Below are 14,758 nucleotides of genomic sequence, written 5' to 3'. Positions count from 1 at the left end.
AAAAATAAATAAGGAGTTTTTTCGTAATATGCTACGAAAAAACTCCTTATTTCATCTATTATTTATACGATTTAAATACTAATACTGCGTTATGACCACCGAATCCTAGTGAGTTACTTAATACTGCATTTACTTCTTGTTGTCTCGCTTGATTCGGTACGTAATCTAAGTCACATTCTGGATCTGGTGTTTCATAGTTAATTGTTGGAGGGATTACTCCGTCTGTAATTGATTTAATTGAGAAGATCGCTTCAACAGCACCAGCTGCTCCTAATAAGTGACCTGTCATTGATTTCGTTGAGCTAATTGCTACTTTGTACGCGTGCTCACCGAACGTTTCTTTAATTGCCATCGTTTCATACTTTTCATTCGCATCCGTACTTGTACCGTGCGCATTAATGTAATCAATATCTTCTGGCTGTAGACCTGCATCTGCTAAAGCTTGACGCATTGCACGCACGCCGCCTTCACCACCAGGAGCCGGCATTGTAATATGGAATGCATCACCAGTTGCACCGTAACCAGCGATTTCCGCATAAATGTGAGCACCACGAGCTAATGCGTGCTCTAATTCTTCAAGAATTAAAATACCTGAACCTTCACCCATTACGAAACCGCTACGGTTTTTATCAAATGGACGGCAAGCCGTTGCTGGGTCTTCATTAAATGTTAATGCTTTCGCTGAGCTAAATCCTGCGAATGCCATACTTGTTAACGGCGCTTCAGCTCCGCCTGTTATCATTGCATCAGCATCACCACGCTGAATTGCTTTAAATGCATCACCAATTGAGTTTGCACCAGATGCACAAGCCGTTACAGAGCAAGTGTTAATTCCTTTCGCTCCTGTTGCGATTGATACTTGACCTGCTGCCATATCTGGGATCATCATCGGCACGAAGAATGGGCTCACACGGCGCGGACCTTTCTCAGTAAAAATCTTAAATTGTTCTTCGTATGTCTCCATACCGCCAATACCAGATCCAATCCATACACCAATTCGAGGTCCGTTTTCTTCTGTAATTTCAAGCTTTGCATCTGCAACTGCCATTTTCGCTGCTGCTACTGCATATTGTGTAAAGCGATCCATACGGCGCGCTTCTTTTTTATCAATATATTTCTCGACTTCAAAGTCGTTAATTTCTGCTGCTACTTTTGCTGGAAATAGTTCCGGATCAATTCTTGTAAGTCGTCCGATTCCAGATACACCTTTTTTAATGTTTTCCCACGCTGTTTCAACATCTGTACCGATCGGTGTAACAGCTCCTAGCCCTGTAATTACGACCCTCTTTTTTTCCATACAAAATACACTCCTTTTTTTCTCTCAGTCCTTATTTACCCCAACGAAGAGCAACTGCTCCCCATGTTAATCCGCCGCCAAAACCAACAAGTATAATTAAATCACCATCTTGAATACGTCCATTTTGCAATTCCTCTACCATTGCAATTGGAATTGAAGAAGCTGATGTATTACCAAACTTTTCAATTGTCATACTCATTTTTTCTTGTGGTAAATTTAATCTCTCTCTTGCAGATTCCATAATACGAATGTTCGCTTGATGCGGTACTAAGAAATCCACATCCTCTTTCGTAAGACCAGCTTTATCCAGCACGCGAAGACAAGATTCACCAAGTTGACGAACGGCAAATTTAAACACTTCTCTGCCATTCATCATAACATACTCGTCTTGATAAAGATGCTTACCGCCACTTCCGTCTGCTCCTAATTCGAAAGATAGAACGCCTCTTCCTTCTGAAACAGCTCCCATTACGATAGCACCGGCTCCGTCTCCAAATAGTACCGCTGTATTTCGATCATTCCAGTCTACAATTTTAGATAGTTTATCACTACCAACTACTAATACATTTTTATAAGTTCCCGTTTGAATAAATTGCTGCGCTGTAATCATTCCGTACATAAAACCAGCACATGCTGCACCTACATCCATTGCAGCTGCATGTTTCGCTCCAATCGCTTCTTGAATGACACAAGCTACTGCTGGAAACGCACGATCTGGTGTTACTGTCGCCACCAAAATAAGATCGATATCTTCTCCGCTAACCCCTGCATCTTCAAGTGCTTTTTTAGCAGCCTCTACGGCCATATACGAAGTATCTATTGTATCATCGGCAATGCGTCTTTCGGCAATTCCCGTTCTCGTACGAATCCATTCATCGGATGTATCCATTATCTTCTCTAAATCGTGATTTGTGACTACTTTTTCCGGCACATATCTTCCGATCCCTAAAATGCCCACGTTCACATCGCAGCCCTCCGTTTTATATCAATTATTATGACTTGGTACTAATTTTAAAACATAAATGTATTTTTGTCTAGAATATATTTCAGCTAAAACATAAAGCTAGGCATTATTCACTTTATTGTTTATTAAAAGAAACAGAAACATACCTTCCCTGTTTCTTTTGAAATATAAAAAGGCTCGAACCGCTTCTCTCGACGGTTCGAGCCTCTTTCTCCTCAAAAAGAAAGGGTTTTATTGTTGATCTGCTTTCCCAAGCTCATATGCTTCGTTCATAACTTTCATCAATAACTCTAATACTGGTTGTGCTTTCTCCATATCAAGCGCAATTCCATTATCATCTAAAATGGCCTTTGCTTCTGGTAAATGCTTCATTGCGATTTGTAAAAACTGCATGCTTTTTTCGTTCATATTATACTCTTCCTCTCCATTAAAACTTTCACATACAATAGTGTAACACGCGTGCTACCCTTCGTATAACTCTTTATATTTTTTCATGTGTGCCAGTTGCTTATTTAAACCGTATTCTAACGGAGTATTTCTTTTTATCGAAATTACCTCGATAGCCTCATCTCTTACTTCGTTATTATTTTTATTTACTTTATCATCCGCGCGTAAAAGGTTCATACCTTTTTTCCATAATGACTTTTTACCACTAAGCAAATTGTATATACCGAGATGCTGCTCGTTCATTCCATTTTCCCATAAGTATTCACATACATCTTCCACGTACAGTAGATCACTTCCGTTTTCCTCACTCGCATAATAGCACTCTTTCTCATCCAGTTCTGATAAAATGAGCTGATGATACATCATAAAAGACGGTTGCCACGGTCCATATAATGTAGGAACTCGAAATACACTATATTGTAAATCCCCTTTTTTCAATCCTTCTTCTACTTTCAAAAATATGCGCTTATTTTCCGATTCATCTGTACTACCTACTTCAATAGAAGAAATTAAATTTAACTTCAATTTTTGTTCTTCACACATTCTTATAATTCGCTTTAAATATTGTAATATGACTCTTTCATTCCGAAATCCACATTGCTGATTTGGCTCATATAAGCAAAAGTAAACAGTATCGAATCTCTCTTCCTCTACTAATCTCCATCCATCTTCATCTCTTATCGAATAATACGTAAATAACGCATTTCGCCCAATTAACAATAACTTCTCTTCATTAATTTTGGTCATACTATTGAATTCATCAAAATCAAGACCATACACTTCTACTTCTTCTGCGATCATTTTATTCACAAGGTGATAACCTACAAACGTAAGTGCACCTATTATCAGCACGCGTTCCATACCACCAACCCTTTCTCCTTGAAACAAATAGCTCCTCATTTATGTATATGGGAGCTTCACAATTCTTCTTCATATTTTTTAAAGAAATCAGTCGTTTGCCTAACCATTTTATATTTCACATCTTGCAGATGGAACAAGACAGAAGTATCGCATTGATTTAATTGCCTCATTTTCTCATATTTACGCAACTGTTGTTTTCTTCCTCTTTTTTCTTGTGTTGATACGAAAACTTTGACAGGTACACAAGATGGCAGAAGCGTAAATGATTTCTTATTTATTTTTAAATCTAACTCTTCTTCTTTGGCATCATACGCCAAACTTAATTCCTTCACTAATCTTTTGTAAAAAAACTTATGCTCTTTCTCAAATTCCACATATTCTGGTAAATCTAAACATGGATTCAACATAATGACAGAACGAATACATTCAGGGTATTTGTTCATCATTTCAAGTGCTACAAGCGCACCCATACCATCTGCCATTATGTGCATTTTCGCATTTAACGTCTCTTTTCTCAAAACAACATCATATAAACGTTTTGCTAGACGAACAGATTGGTCGTTTCCCCAGTGCCTTCCGTATAAATTAGAAGAAAAGACTGTGTAGCCTTCCTCAATAAGGCCATGTAAAAAATAAGATCTTCCCGCATGCTGTGTCCATAAACTTGTACCATTCTCAATAAAGTAGTTGTAATCACCGAGGAGCATAACCGAAAATCCATTTGGCTTCTCCGGTAAATAAATGACACATGGTTCTTTTTCTAAGTAAAAAAAACGTTCCGTAATACTCATTTTTCCCCCGCCTTATTTTCTAAACATATAAAACCACTCTTTTATAATGTATGAACGGAATGCAAATTTGCGTTGAAAAATCTACAAATATTTTTCTATATTCTTTTTTCAATTGTGTTACAATAAGGACAGATTGAACGAATAGAGGTGTAAAATATGCGTTTCATGTGGGCATTAATTTGGTCGTTCTTACTTGTACATATGATGAGCTATGTAATCGGCTCTATGACTGGCGGTACATACGACTTTAACCAAGCGTCTATTTTCTCAGTTGTTCTTGCTGTATTAGTACTAGCGATTTCAGCTGCAATTCCAAACGAGCCAGTAGAACAACACTAAAAAAAGAGTCCGGATTTTATCCGAACTCTTTTTTATTTTTATTTCACATGAACAACTAATTCGTTATTTTCTACATCGACAACTACGTGACTATTGTCAGTAATTGTTCCTGCAATTAATTCTCGCGCTAATTTCGTTTCCACTTGACGTTGTACGTATCGTTTTAATGGACGAGCTCCATACATCGGATCAAAGCCAGCTTCTACAACAAATTCTTTTGCTGCGTCTGTTAATTCTACTGTAATGTGACGGTCAGCTAAACGCCCTTGTAATTCTTTTACAATTTTATCAACAATACCTTTAATTTCATTCGTTGTAAGAGGTTTAAATAAAATAATTTCATCAACACGGTTTAAAAATTCAGGGCGGAAATGTCCTCTTAATTGCCCCATTACAAGGTCTCTTGATTCCTCTTTAATCGAGCCATCTTCTTCTAATCCATCTAGTAAATGAGCAGATCCAATATTTGAAGTCATAATAATAACTGTGTTTTTAAAGTCCACTGTACGTCCTTGCGAATCTGTAATGCGTCCATCATCTAACATTTGTAATAAAATGTTGAATACTTCTGGATGTGCTTTTTCAATTTCATCTAATAAAATAACGGAATATGGTTTACGTCTTACCGCTTCTGTTAATTGACCGCCTTCTTCATATCCTACATATCCAGGAGGTGCACCAATTAAGCGTGACACTGCGTGTTTCTCCATATACTCAGACATATCAATACGAATCATTTGCTCTTCACTATCGAATAAAGACTGCGCTAACGTTTTTGCAAGTTCTGTTTTACCAACACCCGTAGGGCCTAAGAAAATGAAGGAACCAATCGGGCGGTTCGGATCTTTAATACCGGCGCGAGCACGAAGAACCGCGTCTGATACTAAGCTTACTGCTTCCTCTTGTCCGATGACACGCTCTGATAAGATTTGCTCTAAGCGTAGTAATTTCTCGCGTTCACCTTCAACGAGTTTAGCAACAGGAATACCAGTCCAGCGTGAAACAATATCTGCAATTTCTTCTTCACTTACTTCCTCACGTAATAAACGATTTTCTTGTTTATTATGCGCGCCCATTTCTTCCGCTTCTTTTAACTCTTTTTCAATTGCTGGAATTTTCCCGTGACGAAGTTCGGCTGCTTTATTTAAATCGTAATTACCTTCTGCTTCTTCTAATTCACGGCGCAGACGTTCTAAATGTTCACGTAAGTCACGAACTTTGTGAATGTCTTCTTTTTCTTTCTCCCATTTCGCTCTCATACCACTTGCAACTTCTTTTAAATCTGATAGTTCACGTTGCAACGTTTTAAGACGTTCTTGGCTACCACGATCTGTTTCTTTTCCAAGAGCTGCTTCCTCAATTTCTAACTGCATAATACGACGCGTTACTTCATCTAATTCTGTCGGCATAGAATCGATTTCTGTACGAATTGTTGCACACGCTTCATCGACAAGATCAATTGCTTTATCTGGTAAGAAACGGTCCGAAATATATCGATCTGATAAAACTGATGCTGCTACAATCGCGCGGTCATGAATATTTACACCATGATAAATTTCAAAACGCTCTTTTAAACCACGTAAAATGGAAATTGTATCTTCAACAGTTGGTTCTTCTGCTAATACTTGTTGGAAACGTCTTTCTAACGCCGGGTCTTTCTCAATATATTTACGATATTCATCTAATGTCGTCGCCCCAATACAGTGTAGTTCACCGCGAGCAAGCATCGGTTTTAACATATTCCCTGCATCCATCGCACCTTCTGTTTTACCGGCGCCAACGATTGTATGAAGTTCATCAATAAATAATAAAATACGCCCTTCACTCTTTTTAATTTCATTTAATACAGCTTGCAGACGCTCTTCGAACTCACCACGGAATTTCGCACCAGCTACGAGCGCACTCATATCTAACGCGAAGATCGTTCTATCTTTTAGCCCTTCAGGTACATCTTTTTTCACAATACGCTGCGCTAACCCTTCAACGATTGCTGTTTTACCAACACCTGGCTCACCAATTAAAACAGGGTTGTTTTTCGTTTTACGTGAAAGAATGCGAATGACACGTCGAATTTCACTATCCCGGCCAATAACAGGATCAATTTTCCCTGCTCTCACTTCTGCCACTAAATCACGGCCATATTTTTCTAACGCTTCATAAGTTGCTTCTGGATTTTGACTAGTCACTCTTTGATTCCCCCGAACTGTCATTAAAGACTGTAATAAGTTATCTTTCGTAATATGAAATCTTGTAAATAATTGATTGATATCGCCTTTTTCTTCAGAAAAAGCAAGCAATACATGTTCCACTGAAATGTAGTCATCTTGCAATTTCTCTGCTTCTTTTCCTGCTCTTACAAATAGTTGTTGCAGAGCACCTGTTATATATAATTTGCCTACTTCTGCACCGCTTCCCGTTACAGAAGGCTTTTTCTTAATTAAACTTTCGGCGCCTTGCTTTAACGCTTCTATATCGACATTCATTTTTTGAAAAATACGCACTGCTAACCCATCTTGCTCTTCTAATAATGTAAACAAGAGATGAACAGTATCTACTTCTTGATGATGATGAGATACCGCTAAAGATTGGGCACTCATAATCGCCTCTTGTGTTTTTGTTGTCATTTGATTTAAGTCCATCTTTACAGCCCTCCAAACGTTTGACTTTCTTTGACCTTTGATTTAATTATACGCCAACTGACTTTTTTATACAATAAATTCGCCTATGCATTTTCAAACTTATTATTGGAAAAAGAAAAAAGGAGCATTCATTATGCTATTAAAAAAAGTACGATAAATGAAACTACATTATGTAACAACAAAAAAGCCGCAATAAAGATTGCGGCTTCTGTTACGGTTTTCTTTTATATGTCCACTGGCGGTTATGATTCGTGTTATCTGGAAACTTTTCACCGGCAGTTAATTGTACCATTTGCGGATTTTTTACCATACTTCCCGTTTCACCAATTTCTACGTAAATGCCATCATTTGGCGCTTTTTGTCCAGAACGAAACCTGCGATTTTGTCCCATCTTCATTCTCCTTCCATGACGTCTTGCCTCATTAGTATATCCATTTTAAAAGAAAGGTTTTCTGTCATGTTTAGGAAACAAGTACTACATCTCATTCTTGTACATATACATGAATGACACAAGCTTAGGAAGGAATTCCTTTCCTATCTGTAGAAAAAAAGAAACCAACCTACTCTAGGCTAGTTTCAAAGGAGAGTCAAACATATACGAGAAGATTACATGTTCATTATATGCCTCATCATACGAGCAATGTAACCCTTTTCACATTTTGTACATAATGAAAGAAACATTATTTGAACTTTCTAAAAAGATGTTGACTTTTCTTAATTTCCAACGAGAAATAGTAGACACCATAGTACTTCGCGACGTAAGATGGATATATAGTGAAACCTCCATCTATGGTGGTCTCACCCAGTCTAACCTCTTATTTCTGCATATTAAAAACGGAAATACAGATAGAAACAAAAAAATTATTATAAGAGGTGAAATTATGAACAAACAACATTTAATCGCATTAGACTTAGACGGCACTTTATTAACAGACAACAAAATAATTTCCACTCGAACGAAACATACAATTGCAAAAGCAAAGGAACAAGGACACGTTGTCGTTATTTCAACAGGACGTCCATTCCGCGCTAGTTATGATTACTATAAAGAACTAGGTCTGAATACACCTATCGTAAACTTTAACGGTGCGTACGTGCACCATCCTCTTGATTCAAACTGGGGTATACATCACTCTCCTCTTGAGCTAGCAACAGCGCAAGAAATTGTACGAGCTTGTTTTGATTTCGGCGTAAAAAATATATACGCTGAAGTTATGGATGATGTGTATGTTCGTGAAATTGATGAAGATAAAAAACACATTTTCGAATTCGGTTCTCCTAAGATTTTTACAGGAGACTTATTAAATATTTTAAATGACCATCCAACTTGCTTATTAATTGACGCACATGACGAGCATTCTACTGCAATTCGTCAACATTTAACTGATATGCATGCGGAAGTAATCGACCATAGAAAATGGGGTGCACCTTGGCCGATTATTGAAATTGTAAAAAGCGGATTAAATAAAGCGGTCGGATTACAAAAAATTTCTAGTCATTACAACATTCCACAAGAGCGAATTATCGCTTTCGGTGACGAAGATAATGATTTTGAAATGATTGAATTTGCTGGTCACGGCATCGCAATGGGTAATGCCATCCCTGAATTAAAATCACTCGCAAACCATACTACGTTAACGAACGAAGAAGATGGTATTGCTTTATATTTAGAAGAGGTTCTTGGGTTGTAATCTAAAAATTCCCTACTTATAGTTTCCTGCCAAATGCCCATACTATAAGTAGGCGCATAAGACATCGCGTCGATTGTTTTCAGCTAAATAAAGGGGGTTTTTCGAATGGGTAAAAAGAACAAATCAAAACGTTTTATCCAACAAGGAGCCGATGCTGTTATGAAGCATGATGCAAGATTCCCGTACAGAGGTACATTAGCTGAGGCAGAAAAGGCAAGAAGTAACTCTTCTTTTGGAGGGGTTTAAATGGGGAACTTACTATTCCAACAAGCTAGAGATGCTGTTGAAAATGCCGTATCTTGTTCAAGCGGTACTGAGCAACGAGATCTCGTATATAGAGCAAAAAATGCTTTGCAATCCGCTTACGCAAACTCTTCAACTGCTGAAAAAGTTCAGCTCCGTGAAATGCAAGAGCAATTGCAAAACATTACGAATGTACATTAAAAAAGAGGACCAACTTTGGTCCTCTTTAATCTTTCCGAAACAATCCGAACACCCCAACTGTTTGCAGTATATTTGTAAATGCACCTGGGTCCACTTGTTTAATAATCCTCTCCAATTCGTATAACTCGTAACGGGTAATAACCATCATTAACATTTCTTTATTTTCATTCGTATAAGCACCTGTTGCTGGTATCGTTGTAATTCCTCTTACTAATCGCGAGTGAATCGCCTTTCTTACGTCCGCCCCATTCTTCGTAACAATTAATGCTGTAATCTTTACATGACGAGTATGAATTGCATCAATAATTCTCGTTGATACATATAAAGTCACTAACGTATATAACGCTTTTTCCCATCCATATACATAGCCAGCAGCGATAATGATAATTGCATTAAAAAAGAAAAAGTATGTACCGACAGGCTTATCTTTTATTTTTGATAAAATCATGGCGATAATATCTAATCCACCTGTAGAAGCACCCCACTTTAAAGCAATCCCTACTCCAATTGCCGAAATAATCCCGCCAAAAATCGCATTTAATATAATATCATTCGAAACCGCTCTAACAGGGATGATTTCTAGAAACAGAGTCATAAATATAACACAAAGAAAACTAAAAAAGGTGAAGGCCTTTCCAACCTTTTTCCACGCTAAAATAACGACAGGAATATTAAATAAGCTAAACAATACTCCCGTAGATATGTGAATCGATAAAAAATCACCTAATATTTGTGATAATAATTGAGACAATCCAGCAAAGCCGCTCGCATACACTTTTGCTGGTGTTAAAAATAAATTCATCCCAATCGCGTTTAATAAACCTGCGATGATTACAACGATTAACTTCTTTATAAGTTCAGTATAATTCAACTTCAAATCCATTTCGAATCCACCTTTACCCTTCATAAATGCACCGCTATACATAGTCTTTACGAAAAAGGAAATGATAAACGTACAACGTTTAGGAATGGAGTTGATACATATGCCACATACGAGTGATAACGACAAAAAAGCACGCGATAATAATGCAAAACGCGCACAAAAAAATGAGCAAGAACAAAAAAATATAGAGCAAGGTAAACGTGCATACTCTAAAAAGACCGATCACCTTTGATTCCACCGTACATCAGCAATTATGTTGATGTACTTTTTTTACATTTCACAGGAAAAAACATTAAAAATTCACTTCATGTTCACTTCTATATTCTACAATAGCGATAACATATTCGGATGAGGTGTTGGCATGAGAGGGAAACAAATTTTCATTATTACTGCACTAATAAGTATATTGATGCTATCTGCTTGCGGACAAAAAAACGAATCAGCTACAGTCGCCACAGCAACAGACTCAACCGTTACGAAGGACGACTTCGAAAAACAGTTGAAAGATCGTTACGGAAAAGACATGCTATACGAAATGATGGCACAAGACGTCATCACAAAAAAATATAAAGTATCTGATGAAGAGGTAAATAAAGAAGTAGAAAAAGTAAAAAAACAATATGGAGATCAATTCAAAAAAGTATTAGAAAATAATGGTTTAAAAGATGAAGAGGATTTCAAAAATCAAATTAAGTTCAAACTTGCTATGAATGAAGCGATTAAGAAAAGCATTACAGAGAAAGACGTAAAAGACCACTATAAGCCAGAAATTAAAGCGAGTCACATTTTAGTAAGTGACGAAAATGAAGCGAAAGAAATAAAGAGTAAACTAGATGCTGGTGCTTCATTTGAAGAATTAGCAAAACAAGAATCACAAGATCTACTATCAAAAGATAAAGGCGGAGACCTTGGATACTTCAATTCAGGTACAATGGCTCCTGAATTTGAAACGGCTGCCTACAAACTAAATGTTGGACAAATTAGCAACCCCGTAAAATCATCAAACGGTTATCACGTTATTAAATTAACTGATAAAAAAGATTTAAAACCTTACGATGAAGTAAAAAAATCTATTCGCAAAAACTTAGAAGAAGAACGTATCGCTGACCCTATATTCAGCAAAAAATTGTTACAAGAGGAATTAAAAAAGGCAAATATTAAAATAAACGATAGTGATTTGAAAGATACATTTACTCTTGTTTCTCCACAAGGAAATTAAAAAAGCACAACCTTATTTTTTAAAAAATAAGGTTGTGCTTTTTAATCTTTCATCAATATTTTCAACTTTTTCTTCAAGCTTTTATAATGCCAATTGATGTGATTTAATTCTATCTCCACTTCAATTAGCGCATCTATTAAGTCTTCTTTAGATTGCTGAGAGTTTATAATATTTTCAAGCAATCGTTCGAATCTTTCAGTGCTCTCATATATATCATGTAAATCAACTGCTGCTATTTCACGTTCTTTTTCAGAGGATAATACTGAGAGACTCTTTATTAATTGTTCCAGTACATTATCTTGCATTATCATAACTCCCTTCTCCTCATGGATTGGTTCTATTACCGTCATAGAAGAATAAGTAATTTAAAATAAAAAAGTGTATCTCAAAATCAAACTATTTGTTTAGGGTTTGAAATACACCGAATAGACTTTACTTTTCTTTTTCAAAAATACCAGCCAAGATAAAACTACTCCCCAGAAAAATTACAATTATCACGTTAATTGTATAACCCAAGAACGACATATACGAAGTAAAACTTACTAGAATTGTATATATGAGACTTACTACTAACACCATTGTAGCTCGATAGTTTTTCCTTTTTAACATAATCACCAATAATGCTACAATAAAAACAACATTATATATACCAATCATTGTATGTGTCGTCTCCATTTTACTAATCTATCTTCTTCTTTTCTTAGAATTAGTTTTTTTCGGCTTATAATCTTTATATCCTTTTTTATATCCCTTATAATCTCCATCTATAAAAACCGCCGCGTCCGGAATCAGCCCTATCCCTCCAACAGCTTTACTACCAGTGAATAACGCTCCTTTAGTCGCTGACTTCACTGCATTTTTTAGTATTTGCTGCGTTTGAACGCGCTGTCCCGGCGATAAATTTGCGATTTGTTTTTTCGAGTTACTTCTAGATGATTTCCATCCATAAGTATACCCATTCTGCGTCACAGGATCATCTTCATCACCTGGATCAGGATCCACCGATAAGAACACACCATGATCTGGATTATAATAACGCGCAATCCCTATCTTCAAATTCTTCATTAAAACTAATTCACACTTTAAATCCAATGCTTGTAATCTGCCAATTACTTTTCCCTATTGTCTTGATCAGGAATTACAATAAAGAAATCCACTATGTGTGTTTTATTAAAGTCTATACCTTGTTTATATAACATATTTAATACTTGTCCATCTTCATATTTTAGGAATTTCATTATCATCCCCTCCTTGCTATCAATAAATACAAGCAGTCTTTAATAACTATACCCTTTTATTAGATTCATAGCCTTTGTAATAAATAACATAAGAAATCATTTTATCAAACCCTCCACCAAAAAAGTGATTATTTCGAAAAAAGGAGTTCATCCCCTGTAAATAGTAGGTGATGAACTCCTTTTTCTTTTTCTTTTTAAGTGGACTTTTTCAATGACCTCCTAATTAACTATATATTTTTTTTATTTTACAACACATCTCTTCTACAACTTTTACTTCCATCCCGAATGATGTTTCATACTCCCATTTTTCATTAATCAAATCATTTTTAACAAAAGTAAAGTATACTAAAAATCGATTTTTTTTTAGCTTCACTTTAAATTCTATTTCCTCTTCATCAGCACTTAATACAGCTTCCTTAATATCTTTTCGTAGTAATGCTTCTAGTTCTTCCCCAAATTTAATTATTTCACTCCTCAAAAACATTGGCCCTTTACACTCATAATGAATATTATTCGAGGATACAGCTAAGAAATTCAGTTGTAAATCACGTAAATACAGCTCATCATCATTTGGATACATAGACCCAAATGATACAATGGTTATCTTTTTTTCATCCCCTAAAAACACCAACTCAATTTCTTTTTTTATTTCCACCATTCCACCTTCTTCCAATTTTTATCCTTCTTCGAGCGATGCCCTAGACTAATAATGTTATTTTTTTTAGTTTTTGATACAACAATATGTTTTTTACCTAACGTTTGCACAAATCGGTCATGTGGATTTCTTTTATCTATATGCTTTCTACCAAAACTTCGAACTAATACTGTAGCAGATTTAGACATTTGACGCGCTGGGTTCGCTAAGTGCTCTGTCGCATGAATACTATATTTTAATTTTGCTGCGAAATAGCCAACTCTTCCAACTCCACCTAGTGCAACTCCTGCCACCGCTCCTCTTAGTGCTGATTTCCCTACTCCTTTCCAAGAATACCCTTTTTTCCGATTATTCCATAAGTAAGTACCAACATCCCAAGCAGCTCCACCTAACGCACCAGCTATCCACCAAGCGACATGCCCATCTGGATCAATCTTCATCACCGGATTATTATCACCATACGTATACCCATTCATGGTAATCGGATCATCTTCATCACCCGGATCTGGATCCACCGATAAGAACACACCATGCTCTGGATTATAATAACGCGCAATCAGATAATACATCCCAATTTCTTTATCATACATGTATCCCGCATATCCAAATGGATTGTCTGCGGCGATACCTTTTACGTCGCTCTTTAGTACGTTACCCCACGAATCATATTCATACGTTGCTACAACTTCTCTATTTTGATCTGTCATCGCAACGACATTACCACGAGGGTTGTAATGGTAGTATAACGTTTGTCCTTTTGATTTCGTCGCTAGACGCGCGCCACTTGTTGAGTATACATATTGACGAAGTACAGTTCCACTTCCATCTGTTTCATACAATGGATTGATACTATCTCCATCATAGAAGTAACGTGTTACTTGACCATTGACATTCTTTTCAATACGACGATTATCCTCATCATATTTATACGTTGCGAATGCATTGCTTTCACCTTGTTTTGTAATCGCTACAATTTGGTCATTTTCATTCCATGTATACTTGTACTTTCCATCAGACGTACGATTTCCATTCGCATCATACGTTAACGATTCGTTTCCGAATTTCACAAGCTGATTTCCGTCATTAAATGTTGCCGCTATAGATTTTGTTTCTTTTCCATTCTCTACAACTTTCACACTCGTACGGTTTCCAAATCCATCATATGTGTATGATTTACTTGTTCCGTTTGGTAATATCTCATTTAAAATTGAATTCATTGGATTAAGATCCAAAAAGAAAGAAGAACCGATATCGGCCCTTCCTCCTACAAATTTATTATGCACCCGAACT

At 36.5% G+C, this 14,758-nt stretch carries 17 protein-coding genes and 2 pseudogenes; 6 read left to right on the top strand and 13 right to left on the bottom strand.

Going from position 1 to position 14,758, the window contains the following annotated elements; genetic code table 11:
- Nucleotides 1–58: 58 nt before the first annotated feature.
- The 5 genes from fabF to ASE54_RS18060 all read right to left on the bottom strand — a co-directional run bounded on the left by fabF (nucleotide 59) and on the right by ASE54_RS18060 (nucleotide 4,360).
- On the bottom strand, nucleotides 59–1,297 hold the full coding sequence (gene fabF / locus ASE54_RS18080; RefSeq protein WP_000412645.1) for a beta-ketoacyl-ACP synthase II: 1,239 nt from the start codon (nucleotides 1,295–1,297) through the stop codon (nucleotides 59–61).
- 31 nt (nucleotides 1,298–1,328) lie between these two features.
- Entirely contained in the window at nucleotides 1,329–2,261 is a 933-nt protein-coding gene (gene fabH / locus ASE54_RS18075) for a beta-ketoacyl-ACP synthase III (protein ID WP_001100533.1), read from the bottom strand.
- Nucleotides 2,262–2,492: 231 nt separating this feature from the next.
- A complete protein-coding gene (locus ASE54_RS18070) occupies nucleotides 2,493–2,669 on the bottom strand; it encodes a ComZ family protein (RefSeq protein WP_001003335.1) in 177 nt (58 codons plus the stop codon).
- Nucleotides 2,670–2,723: 54 nt separating this feature from the next.
- Nucleotides 2,724–3,596 (bottom strand): NAD(P)-dependent oxidoreductase, encoded by an 873-nt coding sequence (locus ASE54_RS18065; protein ID WP_000486171.1) that lies wholly within the window; start codon nucleotides 3,594–3,596, stop codon nucleotides 2,724–2,726.
- Nucleotides 3,597–3,625: 29 nt separating this feature from the next.
- Nucleotides 3,626–4,360 carry a hypothetical protein gene (locus tag ASE54_RS18060; protein WP_000028706.1) on the bottom strand — a complete coding sequence of 245 codons (735 nt, stop codon included), beginning with the start codon at nucleotides 4,358–4,360 and terminating at the stop codon, nucleotides 3,626–3,628.
- A 156-nt stretch (nucleotides 4,361–4,516) separates the two neighbouring features.
- On the opposite strand from ASE54_RS18060, the gene ASE54_RS18055 reads away from it, so the two are divergent.
- A complete protein-coding gene (locus ASE54_RS18055) occupies nucleotides 4,517–4,699 on the top strand; it encodes a YjzD family protein (protein WP_001211948.1) in 183 nt (60 codons plus the stop codon).
- Nucleotides 4,700–4,737: 38 nt separating this feature from the next.
- On the opposite strand, the gene clpB is transcribed toward ASE54_RS18055, so the two are convergent.
- Both clpB and ASE54_RS18045 read right to left on the bottom strand, forming a co-directional pair.
- Nucleotides 4,738–7,338, bottom strand: a complete 2,601-nt coding sequence (clpB, locus tag ASE54_RS18050; RefSeq protein ID WP_000365378.1) for an ATP-dependent chaperone ClpB — start codon at nucleotides 7,336–7,338, stop codon at nucleotides 4,738–4,740.
- Between the two features lie 211 nt (nucleotides 7,339–7,549).
- Nucleotides 7,550–7,729 carry a YjzC family protein gene (locus ASE54_RS18045; RefSeq protein ID WP_000531422.1) on the bottom strand — a complete coding sequence of 60 codons (180 nt, stop codon included), beginning with the start codon at nucleotides 7,727–7,729 and terminating at the stop codon, nucleotides 7,550–7,552.
- A 490-nt stretch (nucleotides 7,730–8,219) separates the two neighbouring features.
- Here ASE54_RS18045 and ASE54_RS18040 point away from each other — a divergent pair, with 490 nt between their 5' ends.
- The 3 genes from ASE54_RS18040 to ASE54_RS18030 all read left to right on the top strand — a co-directional run bounded on the left by ASE54_RS18040 (nucleotide 8,220) and on the right by ASE54_RS18030 (nucleotide 9,473).
- Entirely contained in the window at nucleotides 8,220–9,029 is an 810-nt protein-coding gene (locus ASE54_RS18040) for a Cof-type HAD-IIB family hydrolase (RefSeq protein ID WP_001041241.1), read from the top strand.
- A 105-nt stretch (nucleotides 9,030–9,134) separates the two neighbouring features.
- Nucleotides 9,135–9,275, top strand: coding sequence for a hypothetical protein (locus ASE54_RS18035; protein WP_000516816.1), 141 nt, complete (start codon nucleotides 9,135–9,137; stop codon nucleotides 9,273–9,275).
- Entirely contained in the window at nucleotides 9,276–9,473 is a 198-nt protein-coding gene (locus ASE54_RS18030) for a DUF3813 domain-containing protein (protein WP_000527409.1), read from the top strand.
- A gap of 25 nt (nucleotides 9,474–9,498) precedes the next feature.
- Here ASE54_RS18030 and ASE54_RS18025 read toward each other — a convergent pair whose 3' ends face one another.
- A complete protein-coding gene (locus ASE54_RS18025; RefSeq protein WP_000364431.1) occupies nucleotides 9,499–10,356 on the bottom strand; it encodes a YitT family protein in 858 nt (285 codons plus the stop codon).
- Between the two features lie 100 nt (nucleotides 10,357–10,456).
- Between ASE54_RS18025 and ASE54_RS34715 the strand changes: the two genes are divergently transcribed.
- A complete protein-coding gene (locus ASE54_RS34715; RefSeq protein ID WP_001120845.1) occupies nucleotides 10,457–10,588 on the top strand; it encodes a DUF3941 domain-containing protein in 132 nt (43 codons plus the stop codon).
- Between the two features lie 129 nt (nucleotides 10,589–10,717).
- Complete coding sequence (gene prsA, locus ASE54_RS18020) at nucleotides 10,718–11,575, top strand: peptidylprolyl isomerase PrsA (protein ID WP_001214385.1); 858 nt, start codon at nucleotides 10,718–10,720, stop codon at nucleotides 11,573–11,575.
- 41 nt (nucleotides 11,576–11,616) lie between these two features.
- Here prsA and ASE54_RS18015 read toward each other — a convergent pair whose 3' ends face one another.
- From ASE54_RS18015 to ASE54_RS17995, 5 genes and pseudogenes are all read right to left on the bottom strand, one after another.
- The gene (locus tag ASE54_RS18015; protein WP_003260911.1) at nucleotides 11,617–11,880 is read right to left on the bottom strand and encodes a hypothetical protein; all 264 of its coding nucleotides are present in this window, start codon (nucleotides 11,878–11,880) and stop codon (nucleotides 11,617–11,619) included.
- A gap of 379 nt (nucleotides 11,881–12,259) precedes the next feature.
- Nucleotides 12,260–12,640 (bottom strand): hypothetical protein, encoded by a 381-nt coding sequence (locus ASE54_RS34710; RefSeq protein ID WP_002162888.1) that lies wholly within the window; start codon nucleotides 12,638–12,640, stop codon nucleotides 12,260–12,262.
- Nucleotides 12,624–12,813: pseudogene (locus tag ASE54_RS35855) on the bottom strand (ribonuclease E inhibitor RraB); the annotation flags it as partial. The gene ASE54_RS34710 and the pseudogene ASE54_RS35855, both read right to left, overlap by 17 nt.
- 223 nt (nucleotides 12,814–13,036) lie before the next feature.
- Entirely contained in the window at nucleotides 13,037–13,471 is a 435-nt protein-coding gene (locus ASE54_RS18000) for a hypothetical protein (protein WP_225987758.1), read from the bottom strand.
- Nucleotides 13,459–14,754 (bottom strand): annotated as a pseudogene (locus ASE54_RS17995) (RHS repeat-associated core domain-containing protein); the annotation flags it as partial. The gene ASE54_RS18000 and the pseudogene ASE54_RS17995, both read right to left, overlap by 13 nt.
- Nucleotides 14,755–14,758: the final 4 nt, after the last annotated feature.

Origin of the sequence: Bacillus sp. Root131 (assembly GCF_001429475.1) — a bacterium.
GTDB lineage: Bacteria > Bacillota > Bacilli > Bacillales > Bacillaceae_G > Bacillus_A > Bacillus_A thuringiensis_S.
Note: the sequence above shows the minus strand (reverse complement) of the source record. Positions and strands in the feature narration are given on the sequence as shown.